The sequence below is a fragment of the Rhodococcus wratislaviensis genome (assembly GCF_900455735.1).
Lineage (GTDB): Bacteria > Actinomycetota > Actinomycetes > Mycobacteriales > Mycobacteriaceae > Rhodococcus_F > Rhodococcus_F wratislaviensis.
Map to the genome: position 1 here is coordinate 57,881 of NZ_UAUI01000002.1, position 24,201 is coordinate 82,081.

The 24,201-nt window shown below is 67.5% G+C and carries 25 protein-coding genes; 14 read left to right on the forward strand and 11 right to left on the reverse strand.

Going from position 1 to position 24,201, the window contains the following annotated elements; genetic code table 11:
* Position 1 precedes the first annotated feature (1 nt).
* Positions 2-1,087 (reverse strand): beta-mannosidase, encoded by a 1,086-nt coding sequence (locus tag DTA22_RS06615; RefSeq protein ID WP_112298931.1) that lies wholly within the window; start codon positions 1,085-1,087, stop codon positions 2-4.
* Between the two features lie 75 nt (positions 1,088-1,162).
* On the opposite strand from DTA22_RS06615, the gene DTA22_RS06620 reads away from it, so the two are divergent.
* Positions 1,163-1,996, forward strand: coding sequence for a sulfurtransferase (locus tag DTA22_RS06620; RefSeq protein WP_112298932.1), 834 nt, complete (start codon positions 1,163-1,165; stop codon positions 1,994-1,996).
* A gap of 7 nt (positions 1,997-2,003) precedes the next feature.
* Here DTA22_RS06620 and DTA22_RS06625 read toward each other — a convergent pair whose 3' ends face one another.
* Both DTA22_RS06625 and DTA22_RS06630 read right to left on the reverse strand, forming a co-directional pair.
* Positions 2,004-3,017, reverse strand: a complete 1,014-nt coding sequence (locus tag DTA22_RS06625; protein WP_112298933.1) for a cation diffusion facilitator family transporter — start codon at positions 3,015-3,017, stop codon at positions 2,004-2,006.
* Complete coding sequence (locus DTA22_RS06630; protein WP_037235525.1) at positions 3,014-3,421, reverse strand: ArsR/SmtB family transcription factor; 408 nt, start codon at positions 3,419-3,421, stop codon at positions 3,014-3,016. The genes DTA22_RS06625 and DTA22_RS06630 overlap by 4 nt, the downstream gene beginning before the upstream one ends.
* Positions 3,422-3,538: 117 nt before the next feature.
* On the opposite strand from DTA22_RS06630, the gene DTA22_RS06635 reads away from it, so the two are divergent.
* Genes DTA22_RS06635 through DTA22_RS06645 form a run of 3 tightly spaced genes read left to right on the forward strand, consistent with a single transcriptional unit; the run spans position 3,539 to position 6,443 of the window.
* Positions 3,539-4,048: a MarR family winged helix-turn-helix transcriptional regulator gene (locus DTA22_RS06635; protein ID WP_037235522.1), complete on the forward strand. Its 510-nt coding sequence runs from the start codon at positions 3,539-3,541 to the stop codon at positions 4,046-4,048.
* A complete protein-coding gene (locus DTA22_RS06640) occupies positions 4,045-5,988 on the forward strand; it encodes an MDR family MFS transporter (protein WP_112298934.1) in 1,944 nt (647 codons plus the stop codon). The genes DTA22_RS06635 and DTA22_RS06640 overlap by 4 nt, the downstream gene beginning before the upstream one ends.
* A gap of 5 nt (positions 5,989-5,993) precedes the next feature.
* Positions 5,994-6,443 carry a GtrA family protein gene (locus DTA22_RS06645; protein ID WP_112298935.1) on the forward strand — a complete coding sequence of 150 codons (450 nt, stop codon included), beginning with the start codon at positions 5,994-5,996 and terminating at the stop codon, positions 6,441-6,443.
* Positions 6,444-6,475: 32 nt separating this feature from the next.
* Here the strand turns inward: DTA22_RS06645 and DTA22_RS06650 are convergent, their stop codons facing one another.
* Positions 6,476-7,885, reverse strand: coding sequence for an alkaline phosphatase PhoX (locus DTA22_RS06650; RefSeq protein WP_112298936.1), 1,410 nt, complete (start codon positions 7,883-7,885; stop codon positions 6,476-6,478).
* 193 nt (positions 7,886-8,078) lie between these two features.
* Between DTA22_RS06650 and DTA22_RS06655 the strand changes: the two genes are divergently transcribed.
* From DTA22_RS06655 to DTA22_RS06665, 3 genes are all read left to right on the forward strand, one after another.
* Entirely contained in the window at positions 8,079-8,396 is a 318-nt protein-coding gene (locus DTA22_RS06655) for an ArsR/SmtB family transcription factor (protein WP_005573288.1), read from the forward strand.
* Positions 8,393-8,893 (forward strand): SRPBCC family protein, encoded by a 501-nt coding sequence (locus DTA22_RS06660; protein WP_037235510.1) that lies wholly within the window; start codon positions 8,393-8,395, stop codon positions 8,891-8,893. The genes DTA22_RS06655 and DTA22_RS06660 overlap by 4 nt, the downstream gene beginning before the upstream one ends.
* 62 nt (positions 8,894-8,955) lie before the next feature.
* Positions 8,956-9,939 (forward strand): sigma-70 family RNA polymerase sigma factor, encoded by a 984-nt coding sequence (locus DTA22_RS06665; RefSeq protein ID WP_112298937.1) that lies wholly within the window; start codon positions 8,956-8,958, stop codon positions 9,937-9,939.
* A 3-nt stretch (positions 9,940-9,942) separates the two neighbouring features.
* Here DTA22_RS06665 and DTA22_RS06670 read toward each other — a convergent pair whose 3' ends face one another.
* Together DTA22_RS06670 and DTA22_RS06675 are read right to left on the reverse strand one after the other, a co-directional pair.
* Positions 9,943-10,347: a VOC family protein gene (locus tag DTA22_RS06670; protein ID WP_112299023.1), complete on the reverse strand. Its 405-nt coding sequence runs from the start codon at positions 10,345-10,347 to the stop codon at positions 9,943-9,945.
* Positions 10,348-10,443: 96 nt separating this feature from the next.
* Positions 10,444-11,115 (reverse strand): type 1 glutamine amidotransferase, encoded by a 672-nt coding sequence (locus tag DTA22_RS06675; protein ID WP_112298938.1) that lies wholly within the window; start codon positions 11,113-11,115, stop codon positions 10,444-10,446.
* 335 nt (positions 11,116-11,450) lie between these two features.
* Here DTA22_RS06675 and DTA22_RS06680 point away from each other — a divergent pair, with 335 nt between their 5' ends.
* Complete coding sequence (locus DTA22_RS06680; RefSeq protein WP_037235501.1) at positions 11,451-12,842, forward strand: WS/DGAT/MGAT family O-acyltransferase; 1,392 nt, start codon at positions 11,451-11,453, stop codon at positions 12,840-12,842.
* A gap of 2 nt (positions 12,843-12,844) precedes the next feature.
* Here DTA22_RS06680 and DTA22_RS06685 read toward each other — a convergent pair whose 3' ends face one another.
* The gene (locus DTA22_RS06685) at positions 12,845-13,141 is read right to left on the reverse strand and encodes an Rdx family protein (protein ID WP_037235497.1); all 297 of its coding nucleotides are present in this window, start codon (positions 13,139-13,141) and stop codon (positions 12,845-12,847) included.
* 138 nt (positions 13,142-13,279) lie between these two features.
* On the opposite strand from DTA22_RS06685, the gene DTA22_RS36695 reads away from it, so the two are divergent.
* On the forward strand, positions 13,280-13,405 hold the full coding sequence (locus DTA22_RS36695) for a hypothetical protein (protein ID WP_005257351.1): 126 nt from the start codon (positions 13,280-13,282) through the stop codon (positions 13,403-13,405).
* 39 nt (positions 13,406-13,444) lie between these two features.
* On the opposite strand, the gene DTA22_RS06690 is transcribed toward DTA22_RS36695, so the two are convergent.
* The gene (locus DTA22_RS06690) at positions 13,445-14,218 is read right to left on the reverse strand and encodes an alpha/beta hydrolase family protein (protein ID WP_037235495.1); all 774 of its coding nucleotides are present in this window, start codon (positions 14,216-14,218) and stop codon (positions 13,445-13,447) included.
* A 137-nt stretch (positions 14,219-14,355) separates the two neighbouring features.
* Between DTA22_RS06690 and DTA22_RS06695 the strand changes: the two genes are divergently transcribed.
* The 5 genes from DTA22_RS06695 to DTA22_RS06715 are packed head-to-tail and all read left to right on the forward strand — an operon-like array spanning position 14,356 to position 20,468.
* Positions 14,356-15,333: an ABC transporter permease gene (locus DTA22_RS06695; RefSeq protein WP_112298939.1), complete on the forward strand. Its 978-nt coding sequence runs from the start codon at positions 14,356-14,358 to the stop codon at positions 15,331-15,333.
* Positions 15,330-16,256 (forward strand): ABC transporter permease, encoded by a 927-nt coding sequence (locus DTA22_RS06700; RefSeq protein WP_037235488.1) that lies wholly within the window; start codon positions 15,330-15,332, stop codon positions 16,254-16,256. Before DTA22_RS06695 ends, DTA22_RS06700 begins: the two co-directional genes overlap by 4 nt.
* The gene (locus DTA22_RS06705) at positions 16,253-18,109 is read left to right on the forward strand and encodes a dipeptide ABC transporter ATP-binding protein (RefSeq protein WP_112298940.1); all 1,857 of its coding nucleotides are present in this window, start codon (positions 16,253-16,255) and stop codon (positions 18,107-18,109) included. Before DTA22_RS06700 ends, DTA22_RS06705 begins: the two co-directional genes overlap by 4 nt.
* A 29-nt stretch (positions 18,110-18,138) precedes the next feature.
* A complete protein-coding gene (locus DTA22_RS06710; RefSeq protein WP_112298941.1) occupies positions 18,139-19,824 on the forward strand; it encodes an ABC transporter family substrate-binding protein in 1,686 nt (561 codons plus the stop codon).
* A 2-nt stretch (positions 19,825-19,826) separates the two neighbouring features.
* A complete protein-coding gene (locus tag DTA22_RS06715) occupies positions 19,827-20,468 on the forward strand; it encodes a hypothetical protein (protein WP_245973342.1) in 642 nt (213 codons plus the stop codon).
* Between the two features lie 4 nt (positions 20,469-20,472).
* Here DTA22_RS06715 and DTA22_RS06720 read toward each other — a convergent pair whose 3' ends face one another.
* The 3 genes from DTA22_RS06720 to DTA22_RS06730 form a co-directional block, all read right to left on the reverse strand.
* Positions 20,473-20,841 (reverse strand): hypothetical protein, encoded by a 369-nt coding sequence (locus tag DTA22_RS06720; protein WP_112298942.1) that lies wholly within the window; start codon positions 20,839-20,841, stop codon positions 20,473-20,475.
* Between the two features lie 116 nt (positions 20,842-20,957).
* Entirely contained in the window at positions 20,958-22,232 is a 1,275-nt protein-coding gene (locus DTA22_RS06725) for a zinc metalloprotease (protein WP_112298943.1), read from the reverse strand.
* A gap of 22 nt (positions 22,233-22,254) precedes the next feature.
* Entirely contained in the window at positions 22,255-24,195 is a 1,941-nt protein-coding gene (locus DTA22_RS06730; protein ID WP_112298944.1) for a DNA/RNA non-specific endonuclease, read from the reverse strand.
* Between the last annotated feature and the right edge of the window lie 6 nt (positions 24,196-24,201).

Consider the following 24,201-nt stretch of genomic DNA (forward strand, 5'->3'; position numbering starts at 1 on the left):
GTCAGCGCGTGCCGTTGCGTTCCCGCAGCACCCCCCGCACCGGGTCGGCGGGACCGATGTCGTACGTGCACTCGCCGGGACGAGGGTCGGGCACGAACGCCCACAGCAGGGCACCCGCGGTGCCGGCCGCACGCTGCCCGTCGATCTTCACGGCCACTTCCCGCGCCCGCTCCTCGACGGGGACGCATCCCGCCCCCGAATACTGTCCGATCTCCGCAACGAGGATCGGCTTGCGGAGGCGTTCGGCCTGTTCGATGTGCAGGGCGAGGCCGTTGTACCGGTCGCCGGGCAGCGGAACACCGTCGGCGCCGTAATCGTGGTACTGCAACACGTCGAGAGCCGGCGACGCACCCACGAACTCGTAATCCGGGCCCGCCGTTCCACACTGGCCACCGCCGATCATCCCGAGAGTGATCGGGTGTCGGTCGTCGAGGCTCCGGACGAGACCACCAGCGTCGTCGACGAACGTCCGCAGCGTCTCGCCCGCAGTGTCCGCGCAGCTGCGGAACGGGGTCAGCGGTTCGGGCTCCCCCATCAACTCCCACATCGCGAGCGACGGGGAGTCCTGCCACCGCGGTACCGCCGTCGCGACCCAGTCCTCGTAACTCAGCACCGAACCGGGGCCGACGGTGCGCCAACCGCCGTCGTACCACTCGCTCGACTTGAAGATCTCGTCGCCGCACGATCCGTCCTGCGCGGCGAGGACCGGGATCACCAGCTGGCGGTGCGCCTCGGCAGCCCGGAAGACGTTGTCGATCCCGGTGAAGTCCAGAGCGCCGGTCGTCTTGTCGATCGCCAGCCACTGGAACGCGTTGAACCGGGTGAGCGACCCGACCGGCAGACTGCCGAAGAAGCTGTCCAGGTCCACCTCTGCACCGCACCCGCGGTTGACGGACCAGTCGGTGGCCAGCTGGTAGGCGTTCAGTCCGGCGGGCCACCACGGGCGGCCGTCGAGGGTCAGCCCGGACGCGGTGGCCTGCACCCGGGGTACCGGGGGCAGCGTCTTCGCCGACTCGGCCGCCCCGCACCCTGCCAACCCGAACACCGCGGCCGCAAGCAGCAGCGCCGTCGTGCGACGTCCCGTCATCAGTGTCAGAGTGCCAGGTTCTCGCCTCCCGGGCACACCGAACCTTCGTTGTGCGACAGTGGTCCGATGAGCCCTGTGGTGACGATCGACGAGTTGGCGGAATCGTTGAGCAGCGACGCCCCGCCGGTCCTTCTCGACGTGCGGTGGGCGCTCGGCGACACCGAAGGCAGGCAGCACTATCTCGACGCGCACATTCCCGGTGCCGTGTTCGTCGACCTGGACACCGAACTGGCCGCGCCGGGATCTCCGGAACTGGGCCGGCATCCGCTGCCGACCCTGCCGGACCTCCAGGACGCCGCGCGCCGGTGGGGTGTCCGGGAGGGCAGCCCTGTCGTCGTCTACGACGCCACCGGGAACCTTGCCGCCGCGCGGGCGTGGTGGCTGCTGCGCTGGGCCGGAGTTGCCGACGTGACGATGCTCGACGGTGGCCTCGGCGCGTGGACGTCGGCGGGCCACCCCGTCCGATCCGGTGACGAGCACCCACGATTCCCGGGTGACGTCGTGCTGACTGGCGGCCACCTGCCGACGCTGACCGCGGACGAGGCCGCCGACTTCGCCGCCGACGGCTGCCTTCTCGATGCCCGTGCCGCCGAGCGCTATTCGGGCGAGACCGAACCCATCGATCCCCGCGCAGGGCACATTCCCGGCGCTCACAGCGCCCCGACGTCCGAGAATCTCGGGCCCGACGGACGGTTCGCGCCTGTCCAGGCACTGCGCGAACGGTTCGCCGCGGTCGGCGCGGAACCCGGACGTCCCGTCGGCGTCTATTGCGGATCGGGTGTGACAGCGGCCCACCAGGTCGCAGCACTCGCGCTCGCCGGCGTCGACGCCGCCCTGTATCCGGGGTCCTGGTCGCAGTGGTCGTCCGATCCCGGGCGTCCGGTCGCCACCGGGCCCGAGCCGTTCTGACCGCGAGTCACGCCGTCTGACCGACCTGCTCCGCGTCGTGGGCCGGATAGGCGTGGATCAGGGCGGTGTTCAACTTCGGGACCGCATGGGTGAGTGCGTGTTCGGCGGTGTGCGCCACACGGTGTGCGTCGCGCAGGCTGGTCGACGGATCGACGTCGAGTTCGGCGTCGGCATGCAGGTGGTGCCCGATCCACCGCATCTTCACGCTCCGCACCCCGACCACCCCCGGTTCGGCGGCGAGGGCCCGTTCGGCGGCATCGACCAGTTCCGGGTCGACGCCGTCCATGAGCCGCCGGAACACGTCGCGGGCGGCGGTCCGCAGCACGAGCAGGATCGCGGCCGTGATGACCAGGCCCACCACCGGGTCGGCGAGCGGAAGCCCGACCGCGACACCGCCTGCGCCCAGCACCACGGCGAGGGAGGTGAATCCGTCGGTCCGTGCGTGCAGGCCGTCGGCGACGAGCGCGGCAGAGCCGATCCGCCTGCCGACGCGGATGCGATACAGCGCCACCCATTCGTTGCCGGCGAAACCGATGACACCGGCGAGGGCCACCCACCCGAGGTGGTCGATGGGCACGGGATCGAGGAGGCGGCGGGTCGCCTCCACACCCGCGACGACCGCGGACAACGCGATCATCACCACGACGAACAACCCGGCGAGGTCTTCGGCCCGGCCGTAGCCGTACGTGAATCGGCGGGTGGCCGCCCGCCGTCCGAGGGCGAACGCGATCCACAGCGGCACCGCCGTCAGCGCGTCGGAGAAGTTGTGCACGGTGTCGGCGGCGAGAGCGACGGAACCGGACAGCCCCACCACGATCACCTGGGCCAGGGCGGTGACGCCCAGCACCACCAGGCTGATCTTCACCGCCCGGATCCCGATCTCGCTCGCCTCGAGTGCGTCGTCGACGCTGTCCGCGGAGTCGTGGCTGTGCGGGGCGAAGATCTGGCGGATCGCCCCGCGGACACCGCCCGAATGCCGGTGGCCGTGCCCGTGCCCGTGGGAATGTCCGTGGCCGGTCACGAGCCGCCTCCCTCCGCGGCGAGGTCCGGGTCCTCGTGGATGACCTGCAGGTCGCCGGCGGCGCGGTGGTGTCCCGGGATGCCGGGGCCCGCGTGTTCAGCGTTGAACACGGCGTCGGTGACCAGCTGCTGCACGTGCTCGTTGGCGACGCTGTAGTAGATGGACGTCCCCTCCCTCCGCGTGCGCACCAGCCGCGCCATCCGGAGCTTCGCGAGGTGCTGCGAGACGGATGGCGCCGGCTTTCCCACCCGTTCGGCCAACTCGTTCACCGACAGCTCGCCTCCCACCAGTTGCCAGAGCAGCTGGACCCGGGTGGCGTCGGCGAGCATGCGGAAGACCTCGACTACCAGCCCGACCTGGTCTTCGTCGAGCCGGCGCCGGCAAGCGCGCATATCTGCATTCATACGCAGATAATAGGTCACTTCGTTTTGTGATGCACCAGACACCGAAATGACTTACTTGCTTGCACTAACGATGTATATAGTTGCTTGCATCAAGTAAGTCGTCCTTCAGGGGTTGCCATGTCCGTCTCGTCAGTGCCTTCCGTGTCGTCCGTATCTCTCGGCACCACCGAAGCGCTCATCGACGAGGTCTTCCTCTTCGGCCGCGTGCTTCGCGACGCCCTGGTGTCGGAAGGTGACGGTCACATCCCGCGCGCGTTGACGGGGGTCCTCCTCGTTCTCGCCGCCCGGGGGGAATGCCGGCAGAACGAACTCGCCTCCGAGCTGTGTGTCAGCCAGTCCTCACTCAGTCGCCAGATCACCGATCTGGTGGACGTCGGCTACGTCACCCGCCACTCGGATCCCGCCGACGGACGCGCATTCCGAATACGCGTGTCGCCGGAGGGAATGGCGTACGTCAAGCACGTGAGAACACAGCGAGCGGCACGAATGCAGAAGTTGATGACCGGATGGAACGAGACCGAGGCAGCGATTGCCCTCGAGTCCATCCGGCACCTGAAGGAAACACTCTTCGATCCAGAACACCGGATCGTCACGAGCTCGAACCCGATTGGAACACAAAGCGTATGACCGAAACACAGACTCGGCCGCCGGTTGAAGAAACGACGGCCATGACGCACCGCCAAATCCTCGAAGCCCTCACGGGCCTGCTCGCGGCGCTGTTCACCGCACTGCTGAGCAGCACGATCGTCGCCACCGCCCTCCCCACGATCATCGGCGACCTGAAGGGCACGCAGACCGCGTACGCCTGGGTCATCACCAGCGCACTGCTCGCCAACGCCGCCTCGACACCCATCTGGGGCAAGCTCGCCGACCTGTTCAACAAGAAGGTCCTCGTCCAGAGCGCGATCGTCATCTTCGTCATCGGTTCGGTGATCGCCGGCTTCGCGCACAACGTGCCGATCCTGCTGACCGCGCGTGTCATCCAGGGCATCGGCATGGGTGGCCTGACGGCGCTCGTCGTCGCCATCATCGGCACCATCGTCGCTCCCCGTGAGCGCGGCCGCTACTCCGGTTACATGGGTGCCGTCATGGCCGTGTCGATGTCGGGTGGCCCGATCCTCGGCGGCGTCATCGTCGACAGCCCCCTCGGCTGGCGCTGGTGCTTCTTCGTGTGCGTGCCGCTCGCCGTCATCGCACTGTTCCTGCTGCAGCGCACGCTGCACCTCGCGACCGAAAAGAAGGATGACGTCTCCATCGACTGGCTCGGCGCCCTGCTGCTGACCGCCGGTGTGTCCATCCTGCTGATCTGGGTCTCGTTCGCCGGTAAGGCGGGCTACTACGAGTGGTTCTCCCGCGAGACGGTCATGTACGTCGGATCGGGTGTGCTGCTGCTGGCCGCGACGATCCTCGTCGAGGCCAAGGCCAAGTCGCCGATCATCCCGCTCAAGATCGTCACGGAGAAGACCACCGGACTCGCCATCATCGCGTCCGTCGCCGTCGGTGTCGGAATGTTCGGCTCCACCACGTTCCTCGGCCAGTACTTCCAGACCTCGCGTGGCTACACCCCCACCATGGCCGGAGTGCTCACCATCCCGATGGTCGCAGGCATGCTCCTCGGCACGGTCGGATCCGGACAGCTCATCACCCGCTTCGGCAAGTGGAAGCCGTTCGTCGTCGGCGGCGCCGTCTTGATGATCGTCGGCTTCGGATTGCTCGGCACCATCGATCACGAGACCAGCCTGACCCTGGTCGGCGCGTACATCGCGATCATCGGTCTCGGCATGGGCATGCTGATGCAGAACCTGGTCCTCGCGGTTCAGAACACCGTCAGCGTCCAGAACATCGGTGCGGCATCCAGCTCGGTTGCCTTCTTCCGGACCTTCGGTGGCGCGATCGGCGTCTCGGTTCTCGGTTCGGTGCTGGCCACCCGCGTCGCCGACCTGTCGGCCGACGGTTTCGCGAAGCTCGGCATCCCCGCCGGGTCGAGCAGCGGTGGCGGAAGCCTGGACCTGACGTCCATGCCCGCTCCCGTGCAGGGTGTCATCCGTGCCGCATACGGAGACGCGACCGGCCGGATCTTCCTGATCGCCGCCGTCGTCGCCGTCATCACCCTGATCGCCGTCATACTGCTGCCCAACCGCCCGCTGCGTCGCACCATCGACCTGTCGAGCGAGCAGGAGCCCGTCCAGGAACCCGAGTACGCCCCCGTCCCGGAGTACGCACTCGAGCCCGACACGGCGCCGATCCAGTCGTCCGAGGTCCGCGGCGGCAGGCACGAGGCCCCCGCCGATCAGCGGCAGCCCTTCGCAGGGTTGAGCGCCGACGCCCGGGACCGTCTCCTGTCCATGCTGCTGCCGCAGCCGGAGCGGACGCTGGAAGCGATCGACGAAGCGGAGAAGATCCGCGACGAGGTCAACCGCCTGCGTAACGACCTCAACGCCAAGCTCGTCGAATTCGACGCGGTCTGGGATCGCCTGCGCGAGCTGGGACTGAGCGAAGAGCAGGTGGCCGGCGTCCTCGGCGGCGGCCACGTGGCGGACACCGGCAACGGTGCCCTCATCCGCTGAATGAGATGATCGTTCAGTTCCACGACGCCGTCGGCCCGCCCACGTATCCCCCTCTACGTGGGCGGGCCGGCGGCGTGATCGCTCAATTGACCCGGTTCACGCTGGTGGGTACGTCGAGCAATGTGCTCTACGCCCTCGCGTTCTTCACCCTCGACATGTACGGGTCGTTCGTTGCCAACCTGGTCGGCGTGGTGACCAGTTCGATGTTGGCCAACGAACTTCACCGGCGGCTCACCTTCCGCGCCGTCGACCGCGTCCGCTGGTTCGTCGCGCAGTGGGAGGGCGGAACCCTCGCGCTGCTCGGCCTGGCCGTCAGCTCGCTCGCGCTCGCCCTCCTGCACATGCTCTTCCCCGGCGCCGACGGCCCGGCGCAGGTCGCGCTCGTCATCGCCGTCAGCGCCGTCGTCGGCGGGCTGCGGTTCCTCGCGCTCCGCGGGTGGGTCTTCGCCCCGTGAGTACTTGTTAACCGCCCGCGGTTAACAAGTACTCACAGGGGACGGTGCCACGGACCCCTGATCGCCAGCGTCAGCCCCGGCGACTGGATGTTCGCGAACAGGATCCTCCCGTCCGCGCTGAATGCCGGACCGCAGAATTCGCTGTCGTTCAACTCGTTCCGAGCCATCGCGAACGGCACACCCTCCGCCGTGACGCCCACGAGGTGGCTGATTCCTTCGCCGTCCTCGGCGAGGATCACGCCGCCGTACGGCGACACGGTGATGTTGTCGGGGCCGTCGTAGTTTCCGGTGTCGACTGCGGGATCGGGATTGACACCGAACAGGATCTTCAGCGTGACCGTCTGCTTCACCGGGTCGTAGAACCACACCTGGCCGTCGTGCTCGGCGACGCTGCCGTCGCTGGTCCGTGCGTAACTCGCGACGAAGTAGGCGCCGCCGTCGCCCCACCACTGTCCCTCCAGCTTGCGGCTGCGGGTGACGACGTCGTTCCCGAACTGCTCGCGCACCGACGTGCTCGTCGCGTCACGATCCGGCACTCCTACCCACTGCACGGTGTACACGGTGCCGGGCTCGGTCGCCTGCGACAGGTCGGGGACGTGCGCTCCGCCCTGGAAGCACGCCATCGCCTGGAGGGCACCCGCGGTGTCGCCGCCCGGGGACTGCGCGAGTTCACGCAGCGCGTTCGGCCCGCCCCGGAAACCCTGCGGCGGCGTCCACCGGTAGTACAGGCCGTTCGGCCCGGACGCGTCCTCCGTGAGATAGATGGTGCTCGACGCCGGATCCACCGCCACGGCCTCGTGCGCGTACCGGCCGAGGAACTTCAGCGGCACAGGACTTTTGCCCCTGTTCGCGTCCTGACTCGCCGGGTCCACCTCGAAAACGTAACCGTGGTCGAGCAGGAACCCGTCCTCCCCCGCGCGAGCCTCCGTCTCCTCGCACGTCAACCACGTTCCCCACGGGGTGATGCCGCCCGCGCAGTTGTTCACGGTGCCCGCGACGCTGACGTATTGGCCCTGCCGTGCCCCGTCGGCGCCGACCGCGGTCGTGGTCGTGCCGCCGCGCGCGCCCGTGTCGTACGTCAATCCGTCGAGAGCGGGCACGCCGAACGGTTCGTCGCTGCCGATCTCGTGATTGGTGACGAGTGTGGAACCGCCGGGTCGCGCGAACACCCCGATGGCGTCGGGATCGCTCGGCACCGGTACGCCACCGTCCAACTGCGTCTCACCCGACCGGGCGACGACGGTGTACGAAAAACCTACGGGGAGCGAGAGAATGCGGTTCGGGTCCGGCACGAGCGGTCCGTAGCCGATCGCCTGTCCCGGTGCTGCGGACGCGAACGCCGGCCGGACGAGGGCTTCGACGCTTCCGGCGAGTGCCACACCGAGGCCGGTGAGCGCGGTGCGACCGAGGAATCCGCGGCGGTTGAGTGGTGCAGTGGACACTGTCTGAAACCTCCATGGTGACGAACCGGGACCTCCGGACGGTAGGTACCGCGTTGCCCTGCTTCGTGGACGCACCGTGGCGGGCGCATGAACCGGACGAGAACTTCCCCCTGTGAGTACTTATTAACCGCCGGCGGTTAACAAGTACTCACAGGCGTTGACATGTGACTAAATGGTCACCTATTGTCGATTCATGGACGACGATCACGTCTTCAAGGCGCTGGCCGATTCCACCCGGCGCCTGATACTCGACCGATTGTTCGCCCAGGACGGTCAGACGCTCACCGAACTCGAGTCGCAGGTCGAGATGACGCGATTCGGGGTCATGAAGCATCTGCGTGTGCTCGAAGACGCGGGACTCGTCGTCACGCGCCGCTCCGGCCGGGAAAAACTTCACTACCTCAATCCTGTGCCGATACAGCTGATCCACAACCGGTGGATCGACAAGTACACCGAGCGTCACACGAGTGCGCTCGCTCAGCTGAAAGCCGAACTGGAGGAAGAGAAATGACTACCGCCGACGCATTCCAGATCTACGCCGTCTACATCAAGGCGACACCGGAGGCCATCTGGGACGCCATCACCAAACCCGAGTGGTCGCAGCAGTACGGTTACGGCGGCCTCGTCGACTACGACCTCCGCGCGGGCGGCGCCTTCCGCTCACGCGCGGACGACGCGATGAAGGAATACCCGGGCGTGCCCGACGTGATCGTCGACGGCGAGGTGATCGAATCCGATCCGCCGAAGAAGCTGGTCCAGACGTGGCGCATGCTGATGGACGCCGACAACGTGGAGGGTTTCACCACTCTCACCTACGAGATCGTGCAGTCGAGCCGGCCCGGAGTCGCGAAACTGACTGTCACACACGACCTCACCAACGCACCGGGCCTGGCCGAGATCGTCGCGGGCAGGCGCGAGTCCGAGGGCGCGGGCGGCGGCTGGAACGAGGTGCTCAGCGGAATGAAGACCCTGCTCGAGACGGGGCAGCCGATGGTGAACTGGGGCTGAGCGCGGGGGTCGGTGGGCGCGAGGGCCCGACATCTGTCGGACGGCCGCAGTAAGCTCCAACCATGACGGCTGCGCAGTCGCTCGACGGGGATTTCCTCGCACTCGCCGACCCTTACCGGCGCGAGTTGCTCGCCCATTGTTATCGCATGATGGGCTCACTTCACGACGCCGAAGACCAGATGCAGGAGACGTTCATCCGGGCCTGGCGGGGGTACGACGGCTACCAGCAGCAGGCGTCGCTGCGGACGTGGCTGTACAAGATCGCCACCAATACGTGCCTGACGGCCCTGCAGAGCAAATCGAAGCGTCCGCTGCCGAGCGGGCTGGGCGCTCCCGACTCCGACCCGACGGCCGACCTCGTCGAGCGACACGAGGTGCCGTGGCTCGGACCGCTCCCCAACCGTCTCATCGACGACGACGCGAACGATCCCGCCACGGTCGTCACGTCGCGCGAGTCGGTGCGGCTGGCGTTCATCGCCGCCCTTCAGCATCTTCCTGCACGTCAGCGCGCCGTTCTCGTCCTCCGCGACGTGTTGCAGTGGAAGGCGTCGGAGGTCGCGGCGGCTCTCGGCACCACCACGACGGCGGTCAACAGCCTGCTGCAGCGCGCACGCGCGCAACTCGAACTGGCCACACCGACGGCCGACTCTCTCGTCGAACCGGAATCCCCCGAGGAACGCGAGCTCCTCGACCGCTACGTCGCCGCGTTCGAGGACTACGACATCGACGCGATCGTCGAACTGTTCACCAAGGACGCGGTCTGGGAAATGCCCCCGTTCGACGGCTGGTATCGCGGGGGCGCGTCGATCGGCACCCTGATCAGCGGAAACTGTCCGGCCAAGGGGCCGGGCGACATGCGCCTGGTGCCCACCGCGGCCAATGGACAGCCGGCCCTCGGCCTGTACATGCGCGGGGTGGACGGCGTCCACCGTCCGTTCCAGCTCCACGTCCTGGATGTCACGGCTGACGGGGTCTCCCACGTCGTCTGCTTCTTCGACGTCGATCTGTTCGAGAAGTTCGGACTATCGGAGACCCCGCCCGCCTGACCCCTACGCCGGCACGGCGGCCGGATCCATCCACATGACCTCCCAGACGTGACCGTCCAGGTCGCGGAACGCGCGTCCGTACATGAAGCCTTCGTCCTGGAGCTTGCCCCACGACGTCCCGCCGGAGGCGATGGCCTTGTCGACGAGGCTGTCGACCTCTTCGCGGCTGTCGGCCGAGATACACATCAGGGCCTCGACGGACTTCGACGTGTCACAGATGCCGCCCTCGATGAAGTCCTTGAACCGGGACTCGACGAGGAGCATCACGGACGTGTGCTCGTTGATGACCATGGCGGTGCAGGAGTCGTCGCTGAACGTGGAGTTGAACTCGAAGCCGAGTCCGCCGAAGAACGTCTTGGTCGCGTCGAGGTTCTTGATCGGCAGGTTCACGAAGAGCATCCGGGACATGTGATTCTCCTTCTCGGGTTCCGCCCAGTGCGGAAGGTCATCGGTACAGACCACAGCGGTGCGCAAAACTCATCGGTCACCGCCCGCCCGATCCTCTCAGCTCTCGGCGAGGTCGAGGAACGAGCCGATCATGATCCGTCCGGCCGCCTCCACGTCGTCCAGGTGCTCGCCCGACGGGGCGGTGCCCGGCGGCATGTGGGCGTGCATCACCGGCAGCTGCGCGCGGGTCAGTTCGACGTGGAACTGCAACCCGTACGCGCGGCGGCCGATCGCGAAAGCCTGATTCTCGTAGAGGTGACTGCTCGCCAGCCGGACCGCGCCGCCGGGGAGGTCGAACGTGTCGCCGTGCCAGTGGACGACGGGCACCTCGGCACCGACCGAACCGAACACGGGATCGCGCGTCCCGTCCTCTGACACCGTGACCGTCCCGGCACCGTTCTCCGGGGTCGGCCCCCGGCGGATCGCGCTGCCGAACGAGGCGGCGAGAAGCTGAGCGCCGAGGCAGATTCCCAGCATCGGGAGTCCGGCGCCCACAATTTCTTTGATGAAGTTTCGCTCTCGCGGAAGTTGCGGGTGGGTAACGTCATCTTGGGCGCCCATCGGACCGCCCATCACCACGAGGCCGCCGATGTCGTGAACGGCCGGGAGTTCCGACGCTCGGTACATCGGGTACTCGGTGTAGCGAATTCCCCGCTCCGCCAGCAAAGTACCGACGAGCGCCGGTCCTTCGAACGACACGTGCTTGACAACCGCCCATGGCTTGTTCATGCCACAATTCTTACCGAGTAGGGACTTTCGGCCCTATGCAGGCCTGGATTCGTGAATTCCGCACTGAGTGCACAAAATTCGGATGTTCACACGGAGTTCACGTTCGGTGTACACCGCCCGAATGACACCCTCCAAACTGGACGCTTGTCTAGTGGCATGGCTCACGCGAAACCTGTAGAAATACGAGCGTCACTCTTTCGTGACCCGTCCCATATCAATTAGTTATCCGGTGGTGGTCCCTGACAAAAGGAACGTCACCATCTCCCGTTACCTCAGACCACAGACGAGCCCTCCCGCGATCCGGGAAGTCGTCTTCGGGATGGAAAGGGCCTCAGATGCCGCTCCCCATGTCCCCTCTCGACTCGATGTTCCTTCTCGGTGAGTCCCGTGAGCACCCGATGCATGTCGGCGGCGTGGAGATCTTCCAGCTCCCGGAAGGCGCCGACACGTATGACATGCGCGCGATGCTCGACCGCGCGCTCGCCGACGGCGACGGGATCGTCACGCCCCGGCTCGCCAAGCGAGCCCACCGGTCCTTCTCGACGCTCGGTCAGTGGAGCTGGGAGACGGTCGACGACATCGACCTCGGCCACCACATCCGGCACGACGCGCTGCCCGCCCCCGGAGGCGAGGCCGAGCTGATGGCACTGTGCTCGCGGCTGCACGGATCGCTGCTCGACCGCAGCCGCCCGCTGTGGGAGATGCATCTGATCGAGGGACTGAGCGACGGACGGTTCGCCGTCTACACCAAGATCCACCACGCGGTCGCCGACGGCGTCACCGCGATGAAGATGCTGCGCAACGCGCTCAGCGAGAACTCGGAGGATCGGGACGTGCCGGCTCCGTGGCAGCCGCGCGGCCCGCGACCGCAGCGGACGCCGTCGAAGGGGTTCAGCCTGTCGGGTCTGGCCGGTTCCACGTTCCGCACCGCCCGCGACACCGTCGGTGAGGTCGCCGGGCTCGTGCCCGCGCTCGCAGGCACCGTGTCCCGCGCCTTCCGCGACCAGGGCGGCCCGCTCGCCCTGTCCGCACCGAAGACCCCGTTCAACGTGCCGATCACCGGTGCCCGCCAGTTCGCGGCGCAGTCGTGGCCGCTCGAACGTCTCCGGCTCGTCGCCAAGCTGTCCGACAGCACCATCAACGACGTCGTGCTCGCGATGTCCTCCGGGGCACTCCGCAGTTACCTCGAGGATCAGAATGAGCTGCCCGCCGAGCCGCTGATCGCGATGGTGCCGGTGTCGCTGAAGAGTCAGCGCGAGGCGTCGAACGGCAACAACATCGGGGTGCTCATGTGCAACCTCGGCACCCACCTCCCCGAACCGGCGGATCGCCTCGACACCATCCGGACGTCCATGCGCGAGGGCAAGGAGGCGTACGAGACGATGAGCGCCACGCAGATCCTCGCCATGAGCGCTCTCGGTGCGGCGCCGATCGGCGCGAGCATGCTGTTCGGGCACAACTCGCGGGTGCGCCCGCCGTTCAACCTCATCATCTCCAACGTCCCGGGCCCCAGCTCACCGCTGTACTGGAACGGGGCGCGGCTCGACGCCATCTACCCGCTGTCGGTGCCCGTCGACGGCCAGGGCCTGAACATCACCTGCACCAGCAACGACGACATCATCTCGTTCGGGGTCACCGGCTGCCGCAGCGCGGTGCCCGACCTGAAGTCGATCCCCGCCCGGCTGGGACACGAACTGCGCGCCCTCGAGCGCGCGGTCGGAATCTGATCCTAGGGACTCTTACGGTCGCTGTGCCCGAGGTGGCGGTCGGGCGCCACCCGGTCCCGGACCAGTTGCTTGAGCACGGTGATGTCGGGGAAGCCGCCCTGCTCCTTGCGGTCCCAGATCAGTTCGTCGTCGACGGTGATGCGGAAGATCCCGCCGGTGCCGGGGACGAGCGCGACCTCGCCGAGGTCCTGCCCGAACGTGCCGAGCAATTCCTGCGCCATCCACGCTGCGCGCAACAGCCACTGGCACTGGGTGCAGTAGGTGATCGCGACCCGGCCGTCTGTGCTGCTCGTCGTCATCGTGCAAGGTTAGCCGAACGTGCTCCCCCGCTTGCTGTTCGAGTTGCACGGAGGACACCTGTTCGTCATGCGGACGTCAGCATCGTGAGGCAGACTGTCGATCGCCATGCTGTGCCCCCTCGACGAAAGGAAGCCGCCATGTCCACCGCGCTCGAAGAATCGCGTCGCCACGCCATCGAGCTGACCAACGAGAAGATCCAGGCCGTCAAGGACTTCTTCACCAACATCTTCCGCCTGGACACCACGCACCGCACCGAGGCCTGAACTCGCGGGGAGGCCTTCGCCGAGAAGGCCTCCCTGTCTTCACCGGATCGTCTCGAAGAACTGCACGACCTCCGCGGTGCGGAAGTGGTCTTCCGAGACGTGCGGGCCGCTCACCTCGACGAATTCGACGGCGTCCGAGCCGCGGCGGAGCATCTCGACCCACGGTCCCGTGACGCCGGCAATGTTCGCCACCTCGTCCTCCCGCGACGCGTACACCCGAATCGGCACTCCGACATAGTCTCCCGGCTCGTGCCGGACGGCGTCCCAGCGCTCGGTCTTCGGTTCGAGGTCGTGCCCGTCCGCGGACAAGCGGAAGGCGTCCCGCACGGTGTCGCGTCCGTGTTCGCCCCGCTCCCACACGGCGCGCAGCGACAACGACGGCGCGATGAACACCGCGCCGTCCCACGCGACCTCGTGTAGGCGCACGGCGTTGGCGGCGGCGTTACCGCCCATCGATTCGCCGATCAGGAACCGACGTGTCACCGGCCACCGGTGCGACACCCACTCGTCCAGTGCGACCACGGCGTCCTGCGCCAGCCGGTTTCCCCACTGGTCGCCGTGCAGGTATGGGCTGGCGACCAGGTATCCGGCGTCCAGCAGGCCGTCCCGCAGACCGGCGCGGTCGTCGATCGACCTCTCGTCCCCCGTCCGCCCGTGCAGGTAGCACGCGAACGCCGACGGCGTCACCCCGCGCGGCACCGCGACCAGCGCACGATCGCCGGAACGCGGGACGGTCACCGCGTGCTCGTCGTACGTCGTGAGGTGAGCCGTGCACCGCGTCAGCGGTTCGACGGACCCGGCACGAATTGTCACACCGCCACGCTAACAAGCGACGACGCGACGTGCGTGGCGGGAAATTCGTACGCGGCACCGGTTTCGCCGAGTCGAGCTGACGCCCGGCGGCACGCTCCTATAATTCGTACCCTGAGCCCTAGTTGCGAGGGGGACGGATGGCCGGCTTCCTGCTACGACGAGCGCTCAACTACGTGGTGCTGTTGCTGCTGGCGTCGTTCCTGACGTTCAGTCTCGCCTCGCTCACGTTCCGTCCGCTCGACAGCCTTGAGCAGCGCAATCCGCGGCCACCGCAATCGGTGATCGACGCGAAGGCCGCCGAACTGCATCTGGACGATCCGATCCCGGTGCGGTACGCGAACTGGCTGGGCGGCGTGGTCCACGGCGACTTCGGCACCACCATCACGGGTCAGCCGGTGTCGGACGAGCTGGGCCGCCGGATCCTGGTGAGCATGCGGTTGCTGATCCTCGGTTCCGTGATCGGAGCGGTGCTGGGTGTGCTGATCGGCGCCGCCGGTGCGATCCGGCAGTACAAGTTCAGTGACTATTTCAGCACCGTCGTGTCGCTGCTGATTCTCAGTGCGCCGGTGTTCCTCGTCGCGACCCTGCTGAAATACGGTGCTCTCCAAATCAACTCGGCCACCGGCAGCCAGATCTTCCTGTACACCGGCGAATCCTCGGCCAGCACGATCACCGGGTTCTGGCCGCAGTTCGTCGACCGCGTGCAGCATCTCGTGCTGCCGACCATCGCGCTGGCGCTGGGCAGCATCGCCGGCTACAGCCGGTATCAACGCAACGCGATGCTCGACGTTCTGGGCAGCGACTTCATTCGGACCGCGCGGGCGAAGGGGCTGACCCGGCGGGCGGCACTGCTCAAGCACGGGCTCCGGACAGCGCTGATCCCGATGGCGACACTGTTCGCCTACGGATTCGGGGCGCTGGTCGTCGGCGCCACGTTCACCGAGACGATCTTCGGCTGGCACGGCATCGGCGAGTGGATCGTCATCGGCATCGACAATCAGGACACCAACATCGTCGTGGCGATCACGTCGTTCACCGGGCTGATCGTGCTGTTGTCGGGGCTGCTCTCGGACGTGGTGTACGCGGCGCTCGACCCGAGGGTGCGTGTCGGGTGACTGAGATCCAGATCGCGTCCACCGATGCGGCGGTGTCGGCCGTCGGTCGCCGGACCCTGCTGTGGCGGCGCTTTCTCCGGAACAAGCCCGCCATCGCCGGGGTGTGCGTCCTGGTGCTGCTGTTCGTGGGCAGCTTCGTCGGACCGTACCTGCTCCCCTACGACTATCAGCAACTCGACTACACCGCGCTGCTGCAGCCGCCCAGCCCCGAACATCCGTTCGGCACCAACCAGATCGGCCAAGACGTTCTCGCGCAGACGCTGCGCGGGCTGCAGAAGTCGCTGATCATCGGGATCTGCGTCGCGCTCTTCTCCACCGCGATCGCGGCGCTCGTCGGTGCGCTGGCGGGGTATGTCGGCGGCTGGCCGGATCGGGTGATCATGTGGCTGGTCGATCTGCTGCTCGTCGTTCCCAGCTTCATCATCATCGCCGTGTTCACCCCGCGGCTGAAGTCCTCGAGTTCGATCGCCCTGCTAATCCTGCTGCTGGCGGTGTTCGGCTGGATGATCACCGCCCGGATGGTTCGGGGAATGACGCTGAGCCTGCGCGAGCGGGAATTCGTTCAGGCGGCCCGGTACATGGGCGCCCCCACGCACAAGATCATCACCAGCCACATCGTCCCGAACATCGCGTCGATTCTGATCATCGACGCGACCCTGAACGTCGGTGCCGCGATCCTTGCCGAGACCGGGCTCAGCTTCCTCGGGTTCGGCGTCCAGAAGCCGGACATCTCCCTCGGGTCGCTGATTGCCGACGGCACCGAATCCGCCCTCACCTACCCGTGGCTGTTCCTGTTCGCCGGCGGTCTGCTGGTGATCACCGTGTTGTCGGCGAACCTGGTGGGCGACGGTCTGCGCGACGCGGTGGACCCCAGCTCGACGCGCGCCCGGTCCGGCAAGAGGAAGAAGAAGGCGAAGCGGTGACCGGGCAACCGTTGCTCGACATCGCGGACCTGCGGGTCAGCTTTCCCAGCGAGGAAGGCCGCATCGAGGCGGTCCGGGGTGTCAGCTACGGCGTCTCCGACGGCGAAGTGCTCGCCATCGTGGGTGAGTCGGGCTCGGGTAAGTCGGTGGCGTCACTCGCCGTGATGGGCCTGCTGCCCGAGCATGCGCGCGTCACTGGCTCCATCCGGTTGCAGGGCCGCGAGTTGCTGGGCATGGGAGACCGGGAACTGTCGTCGCTGCGCGGGAAGACGGTCAGCATGGTGTTCCAGGACCCGCTGTCCGCGTTGACGCCCGTGTACCGGGTCGGTGACCAGATCGCCGAGGCGCTGCTCGCCCACGGTAGGGCGAGCGGCAAGAAGGACGCCGCGCAGCGCGCCGTCGAGCTCCTCGACCTGGTCGGGATACCCGATCCGGCGGTGCGCGCCAAAGCGTTTCCCCACGAGTTCTCCGGTGGCATGCGCCAGCGCGTCGTGATCGCCATCGCCATCGCCAACGACCCCGCGCTGATCATCTGCGACGAACCGACCACTGCCCTCGACGTGACCGTGCAGGCGCAGATCCTGAACCTGCTGCGCAAGGCCCGCGACCTCACCGGCGCCGGCGTCGTGATGATCACCCACGACATGGGCATCGCCGCGACGCTGGCCGACCGCGTGGTGGTGATGTACGCGGGCCGCGTGGTGGAGTCGGCGCCGGTGCGCGAACTGTTCGCCGAACCCCGAATGCCCTACACCACAGGGCTACTCGTGTCCGTGCCGCGGATGGATGCGCCGATCCGGAGCCGCCTGGTCTCGATCGCCGGTGCCCCGCCCGCGCTGCATTCGCTGCCACCCGGCTGCACGTTCGCGCCGCGCTGTCCGCTCGCGGTGGACGCCTGCCTGCTCGCCGAGCCGGAACTCGTCTCGACCGGACCCGGTCACCAGGCTGCGTGCATCCGCGTCGACGAGACGGACACCCGGGACCTGTTCACGGCGTATCGGCGGGACCAGCCGGCATCCGCCCCCACCGCGAAGATGGCACCCGAACAGCGGGTGGTGCTGCAGGTGACCGATCTGGTGAAGACGTATCCGATCACCAGCGGTCTGGTCTTCCGCCGCAAGCGGGGCGAGATCCGGGCGGTCGACGGCATCAGCTTCGACATCCGAGCCGGCCGCACGCTGGCGCTGGTGGGTGAATCCGGTTCGGGCAAATCGACCACGTTGACGCAGATCCTCGACCTGGCCGCGCCGGAATCCGGTTCGATCGCGGTGCTGGGCGCCGACGTCGCAGCGCTGAGCCCACCCGAGAAGCGCGCGATCCGGCGCAAGATGGCGGTCGTCTTCCAGGATCCGACGGCGTCGCTGGATCCCCGGCTGCCGGTGTTCGACGTTCTCGCCGAGCCACTCCGGCTGGACGGTCGCAGGCGTGAGGAGGTCGGCCGCCGGGTACCGGAGTTGCTCGACCTCGTCGGGTTGCGCCGCGAGCACGCCGATCGCTATCCGGCCGATTTCTCGGGCGGCCAGAAGCAGCGGATCAGCATTGCCCGGGCGCTCGCCCTCGACCCGGAACTGCTGATCCTGGACGAGCCGGTCTCGTCGCTCGACGTCTCGATCCAGGCCGGGGTGCTCAACCTCCTGCGCGATCTTCAGGAGCAGCGGGGCATGTCGTACCTGTTCGTCTCCCACGACCTGTCGGTGGTCCGCAACATCGCGCACGACGTCGCGGTGATGTACCGGGGCAGGATCGTCGAGTCGGGGGCCGCGCAGACGATTTTCGAGGATCCGCAGCACGAGTACACCCGGGCGCTCCTCGAGGCAATTCCCGTTCCGGATCCGACGTATTTGGCACACTGACGTCTACGAACTTCGAGGAAGGGCACCCCATGAGGATTCGTTCGGCACGCACCCGCCTCGCGGTATCGGTCCTAGCCCTCGGACTTGTTCTCGGTGGCTGCGGGGGTTCGGACACCGGCGATGTCGAGGCCGGGTCCGGGTCGATCGGCACCACCAACGACATCAATCCGCACGACCCCAGCGAGTTGCGCGACGGCGGAAATCTGCGGTTGGCGTTGTCGGGTTTCCCCCCGAACTTCAACACGCTGTCCAACGACGGCAACGACACCGAGATCGCCGGCATGCTGAAGCCGATGATGCCCCGCGCGTTCAGCACCGACGCCTCGGGCGCGCTGTCGGTGAACCACGACTACTTCACCGACGTCGCGCTCACCGGCACCGATCCCCAACAGGTCACGTACACGATCGACCCGAAGGCGGTGTGGTCCGACGGCACCCCGATCACGTGGGCGGACATCCAGTCCCAGGCTGCGGCGCTCAGCGGGAAGAGCAAGGACTTCCTGATCGCGAACACGTCCGGGTTCGAGCGGGTCGACAGGGTCGAGCGCGGCGTCGACGACCGTCAGGCGGTGATCACGTTCGCCGAGCCGTACGCCGAATGGAAGGGCCAGTTCGCGGGCAATTCGATGCTCTACCCGAAGTCGGTGACCGCGACCCCCGAGGCGTTCAACGAGAGTCTGCGCGACGGGGTCACGCTGACGTCGGGACCGTTCCGGATCGCGTCGATCGACCGGGCGCAGAACCGAATCACACTGGGCCGCAACCCCGCGTGGTGGGGTAACACGCCGAAACTCGACACCATCACCTACAGCGTGCTCGACGACTCGGCGCGCATTCCCGCGCTGCAGAACAACGAGATCGACGCGTCCGGACTGGGCACCATCGACGAGGTGAAGACCGCACAGGGATCGGCAGGAATCGCGATCCGCCGGGCTCCGGGAAACCAGTTCTCGCACATCACGTTCAACGGCGCGGAGGGGTCGATTCTCGCCGACCCTGAGTTGCGGGTGGCGCTGTCCAAGGGCATCGACCGGCAGGGGATCGCGACCGCGATCCAGAACGGTCTGGTCGACGATCCCCAGCCGCTGAACAACCACGTCTACCTCAACGGTCAGGAGGGCTACCAGGACAACGGCGCAGCCGTCTCCTACGACCCCGAGGAGGCCGCGAGGCGGCTCGACGAACTCGGCTGGAAACTCAACGGCGAGTTCCGGGAGAAGGATGGCCGCAGGCTCGAGATCCGCGACGTGATGTACCAGTCGACCACCTGGGTTCAGATCGCGCAGATCCTTCAGCAGAACCTCGCGCAGATCGGCGCCAAGCTGAACATCGATACCCGCGGCGGCACCGGGTTCTTCACCGATGTGATTCAGCCCGGCGACTTCGACATCGCCCAATTCTCCTGGGTGGGTGATCCGTTCCCGCTCAGCGGCCTACCGCAGATCTACGCGTACAACCCCGACGACCTGCAGGGCAATTACGGCCGGATCGGTTCGCCCGAACTGAACGCGCTGATCGAGCGGACGATCTCGGAACTCGACCCGCAGAAGGCGATCGAACTGGCCAACGAGGTGGACACCGCGGTGTTCGAGGAGGGTTTCTCGCTGCCGCTGGTGCAGGCGCCGGGCAATGTCGCGGTGCGCGACAACCTGGCGAACTTCGGCGCCGCGGGTCTCGCGTCCTACGACTACACCACGATCGGGTTCCTGAACTAGCCGTGCGCTACCCCGTGGCCGTCGGCGTGTGCGCGCTGGCGGTGTGCGGCGCGTTCGCCGTGGTCGCCGACGCCGATCAGCTCAGTGCACTGGTCGTGGTCGCGGCGACGGTGTTCGGTGTCACCGGCTACACGTGGTTCGCCGCCACCCGTTCGGGGTCGGAGCCGGGTCGCCCTGCCACGGTGCACCGGGTCCGCCAGCAGTATCGGCTGACCAGCAGGTCCTGGATCGAGGTTCGTGAGGAATCGGGTTCGGTGTGGATTCCCGTGTTCTTCGATCCCGCCCTGATCACCCTGCCGACCCCGACCGCGGCGACGGTGCACGAAGCGGGGCGGCGCAGTGTCGTCGTCTGGGAAGGCCGTCGACTGCTCCCCTCCGGGCGAGCCCGTCGGTCGGAGCCGGCCGGGCGGTTGATCGACAACCCGTCGCGCCCGGATCCGGACGGTCCGGTGCGCGCCCACATGGCCGCACGGCCGGGCCGCCGACTCCTCCTCGACGCCCAATTCGCGGTGGCGGCGCCGTTCGCCGGGGCACTGTGGGTGTACGTCGCGGGCGGCGGGGTTCCGGCGTTCGCAGGCGCGACGTGTGTGGCGGCGTCCGTCGCGATGTGGTTGGCGGCCATCCGAGGCTCCGACCCCAGCTGAGGCGTTACGACATGGTGACGCCCGCGCTGACGAAGCACGGCAGCAATCCGGCGACCTCGCTCAGCACGGGGCCGAATCCGACGGCGGCGGGAACCGGGTCGTTGACGAACGCGACACCCCGGAACCCGGTGGTGAGGTTCGTGAACTGCACGACGGCGCCGTTCCACTGCGCGAGCGGCGCGGCGGTGGTGTACCGGATCCGGTCGGGCGCGACCCGCTCCGCGTTGAACGTCAGCCAGGCGCCGGGGGCACACATCGACATCGAGCCGGGGATGAAGGGCGCCGCGGAGACGGCCGAGGGCACTGCGAACGACAGTGCGCCGGCGGCGGCGATCACTGCGCCCAGCCGGCCCACCACTTGTCGAGTAGACATCGGAATTCCTTTCGGGGCGCGCCAATCCGTCTCCCCGAGTACGGCGGAACCGCGTCACTGAGTGTGAATACCAGGTCAGAGAATTATATCCCCGCAGGTACCTCCCACCGCCAGGGTCAGAAGGCGTCGCCCACATCCAATTCGAGGCGGTCCTCTTCGATCCGGACCACCCGGACGGTGCGCGAATCGCCCGCCGCCGTAGTCACCTCGAGTCGCCCGTCGTCGCCGGCGGGCACCCACGTGCCTTCGCGTGGTTCGTCGGCATCTCCCCGGCCGATCGCCCAGTCGACGAACGAGCCGTCCGGCCGGAATTCGATTCCGCCACGCCCCCTCGCGCGCGGGAAGTCGAATCCAGCGGGCCGGTACACGCGGACGCTGTCGTGGTCCTCCTCGAAGGAATGCCGCCAGCGTCCCGAAGCACTTCGGGCAACCAGCGCGGACGCGGCGGACTCCGTTCCCCCAGGGCGCCCCGTCCACAACTGCTTGCGGACGCCGTCGAGGCACGCTCCCATCCGCGCGCCCTGCCCCTTGGTGAACATGACCATCCCGGCGTCGTCCGTGTAGTCCATGTAATCCATGAACAGGTCGCCGTGGGGGCCGTTGCCGCAACTGATGTGCGGGAATCGCGGCATCCCGACGTTCTGCCCGCCCTGATTGGGTGTGTCGCCGACCTCGTCGGAGCCCCGGCACCCGGTGCCGTCGTCGCCCCAGATGTGGAACAGATTGAAGTAGTGCCCGATCTCGTGGGTCGCGGTGCGCCCGAGGTTGAACGGGGCCCGCGCAGTGCCCGTCGTCCCGAACGCGGTGTAGGTGATCACGACGCCGTCGGTGGCAACCGGACCGCCGGGGAACTGTGCATAGCCGAGCAGACCACCGCCGAGCGCGCAGACCCAGATGTTCAGGTATCTCTGCGTCGGCCACGGATCGGCGCCGCCGGTCTCCGCGGACTTGACGCCGTCGTTCTGGTCGAAGGTGTCGACTTCGGTTGCGGTTCGGGTGATTCCGTTCGTCGCCCGTCCGTCCGGGTCCGTGTCGGCGAGGTGGAATTCGATTCCCGCGTCGCCGACCAGATGCTCGAACACGGACGGAACGGTGTCCACGTCGTCGTTGGTGGCCCGGAAATCCTTGTTGAGCACCACGATCTGGCTCGCGATCTGGGCGTCGGAAATGTTCTGCGCCGCAGTCTTCCACACGACGTGGACGACGACCGGAATTCGTGCGACGCCGCGGGCGGCGATCGACTGCAGCGATTCCAGGTCGATGGTCTGGTTCTCGATCTCCGATCGGGCGATGCGATACGACTCCGACTCGGTCAACAACCGGCGGTGCACGTCCATCGCCCCGCACGTGCGGCGCGTGGGCAGATCGACCTCTGATTCGTTGGTGCTCATGGCGTCGGGCTCCCTTTCGGTTTCAGAGAATCAGGTCCTGGGGACGGATCAGTTCGCGAGGCAGGGCGCTCGCCTCGATCCGCTCGAGCGGATCGGCCGCGATGTGGGGATCGAGGACCAGACCGGTCAACTGGGCGATCCGCCGGACGGGCACCTGGAACGTTCGGTACGCACCGTAGGAGAACGCCTCCTCCCCCTCGGCGAATTCGTCGAGCAGGGCGGCCTGGCTGAGCAGGTATCCGGTGACCGAGAGACCGCCGTCCTGCTTGACCATGGCCACCGTCTTCCAGAACTGACGCGGCAACGCCACCCCGCGGTATTCGGGGTCGTCGGGCGCGAGAACGGGTCCGGTGACGACACTGACGGCGAGATCGGCGTTGTCCGCGTTCTTCAGAACGTAATCCTCGAGGCCGAGCCACAGCGTCTGCCCCGCGTTGAAACTGTGATGTTGCGGAGTGCAATTCGTGAAGTGGAACGTGTCGTCGTTCGCCGCCTTGGCGCGAGGTCCCCACGCCGGGTCGAGTCGGCGCACGAGGTGCCCGCGGTCGAGCGGATTGTCGCGGTACACGTCCTCCCCCGTCTGCTGATCGGCCGGAAGTCGCGGGTCGAGAATCCATCTGTCGCTGTCGCGCCGCGGGCTCTGCGACTGCGTTCCGTCGATGTTCACGGCGGTGAACAGCGCGAGTGCCCGCTCGCGGTGCATCACGACACTGAAGTGGTGGTACTTCAACTCCGGTGACGCGACCGACGGCGTCGCGGGCCGCGGAAGGGGTAGCGGCGTGCGCAGGAAGTTCGCGTCGTACCCGCCGCGGGTACTGTAGTCCGGGTCGATCGAGATCGCCTCGGGCTCAGCGGGTCGCCGGGTGGCGGCCGGTGAGTCGACGGAGCCGAGACGTACCGTGATCTCGAGGGGAACCCGGACGGTCACTTCCCGTTCGCGTTCGACGGCCGGGGATACCGTCGGTGCCGTCCGCTCCGCGTGGACGATGTCGTCGACGAGGTCACGCGACTGCGGGGTCAGGTTCTGCGCCCGCACGTACTCGAGGATGCGGCTGATGCGCACCCCTTCGTTGAGGACACCACCGAACTCGGTGTGTTGCGGCGCCCGCACGCTCGCGTGATGCAACGCGACCACCTCCCACTGGTCGTTGAACACCGGTGAACCCGAGGATCCGGGTTCCGTGTCGGCCGAGTAGTGCAGAAACCGCTCGGGTATGTCGACGATACGGTTCTCCCGCAGGGCGATCTGCTTCTTCTCGCCGCGGGGGTGCTGCACGATGGTCACGAACTCGCCGATGACGGCCTTGCCCTCCGCTTGGATCAGCGGGTTGAAACCGAACTGGGCGAGCGTCCCGGGTTCGGCTCCGACCGCGACCAGCGCGAAGTCACGTTCCCGGTCGGCGAGATAGAACCGACCGGGGTCCAGCGGGAACATCTGCACCGGGCGGGGTTTTCCGTCGATACCGTCCTGGTAGTCGAACTCGATCACGCTGCTTCGTGCCGTGTCCGCGTTCGGCAGCACGTGATGGTTGGTCAGCAGCAGCGTGGGTGAGACGAGGAAGCCCGTGCCGTAGCCCTGCAGGGTTCCCCGCGCGTCGCGGATGTTGACGCGTCCGATCGACCGGGCGGCGGCTGCACCGGCATCGAGGTATCGGACGCCGACGAAATCGGCTGTGTTGATTATCTTCTCGAGAACCTGTTCCGGGAGGGCGTCGGACTCCCAGCCCCCATTGCCGTAGTAGCGGCCGAGCCGGTCCACCCGCTTCGCGATCCGTTCGGGAGTATCCGCGGCGGCGACACCTCCGGGGCCGTTGAGCGCGTCCACGTGCTCGCCCCGCTGCGGTGCCCGTTCGCGGGCACGCCGTTCCGCCGCATCGCGTTGTCGCTGTCGTTCCGCCTCGAACGTCCCCCCGGGCATCGCGCGCTGCGACTGTCCGTCTCCGATGTTGTCGACGATGGTCATGACTCG

Excerpts from the sequence above, each read along its gene's own strand:
- DTA22_RS06645 (WP_112298935.1), top strand. The coding sequence starts at position 5,994 with ATGATCGTTCAGTTCCACGACGCCGTCGGCCCGCCCACGTATCCCCCT.
- DTA22_RS06725 (WP_112298943.1), bottom strand. The coding sequence starts at position 22,232 with ATGAGCACCAACGAATCAGAGGTCGATCTGCCCACGCGCCGCACGTGC.
- DTA22_RS06680 (WP_037235501.1), top strand. The coding sequence starts at position 11,451 with ATGCCGCTCCCCATGTCCCCTCTCGACTCGATGTTCCTTCTCGGTGAG.
- DTA22_RS06630 (WP_037235525.1), bottom strand. The coding sequence starts at position 3,421 with ATGAATGCAGATATGCGCGCTTGCCGGCGCCGGCTCGACGAAGACCAG.
- DTA22_RS06635 (WP_037235522.1), top strand. The coding sequence starts at position 3,539 with ATGTCCGTCTCGTCAGTGCCTTCCGTGTCGTCCGTATCTCTCGGCACC.
- DTA22_RS06720 (WP_112298942.1), bottom strand. The coding sequence starts at position 20,841 with ATGTCTACTCGACAAGTGGTGGGCCGGCTGGGCGCAGTGATCGCCGCC.
- DTA22_RS06655 (WP_005573288.1), top strand. The coding sequence starts at position 8,079 with ATGGACGACGATCACGTCTTCAAGGCGCTGGCCGATTCCACCCGGCGC.
- DTA22_RS06710 (WP_112298941.1), top strand. The coding sequence starts at position 18,139 with ATGAGGATTCGTTCGGCACGCACCCGCCTCGCGGTATCGGTCCTAGCC.
- DTA22_RS06640 (WP_112298934.1), top strand. The coding sequence starts at position 4,045 with ATGACCGAAACACAGACTCGGCCGCCGGTTGAAGAAACGACGGCCATG.
- DTA22_RS06675 (WP_112298938.1), bottom strand. The coding sequence starts at position 11,115 with ATGAACAAGCCATGGGCGGTTGTCAAGCACGTGTCGTTCGAAGGACCG.
- DTA22_RS06660 (WP_037235510.1), top strand. The coding sequence starts at position 8,393 with ATGACTACCGCCGACGCATTCCAGATCTACGCCGTCTACATCAAGGCG.
- DTA22_RS06695 (WP_112298939.1), top strand. The coding sequence starts at position 14,356 with ATGGCCGGCTTCCTGCTACGACGAGCGCTCAACTACGTGGTGCTGTTG.
- DTA22_RS06730 (WP_112298944.1), bottom strand. The coding sequence starts at position 24,195 with ATGACCATCGTCGACAACATCGGAGACGGACAGTCGCAGCGCGCGATG.
- DTA22_RS06615 (WP_112298931.1), bottom strand. The coding sequence starts at position 1,087 with ATGACGGGACGTCGCACGACGGCGCTGCTGCTTGCGGCCGCGGTGTTC.
- DTA22_RS06665 (WP_112298937.1), top strand. The coding sequence starts at position 8,956 with ATGACGGCTGCGCAGTCGCTCGACGGGGATTTCCTCGCACTCGCCGAC.
- DTA22_RS06670 (WP_112299023.1), bottom strand. The coding sequence starts at position 10,347 with ATGTCCCGGATGCTCTTCGTGAACCTGCCGATCAAGAACCTCGACGCG.
- DTA22_RS36695 (WP_005257351.1), top strand. The coding sequence starts at position 13,280 with ATGTCCACCGCGCTCGAAGAATCGCGTCGCCACGCCATCGAGCTGACC.
- DTA22_RS06685 (WP_037235497.1), bottom strand. The coding sequence starts at position 13,141 with ATGACGACGAGCAGCACAGACGGCCGGGTCGCGATCACCTACTGCACC.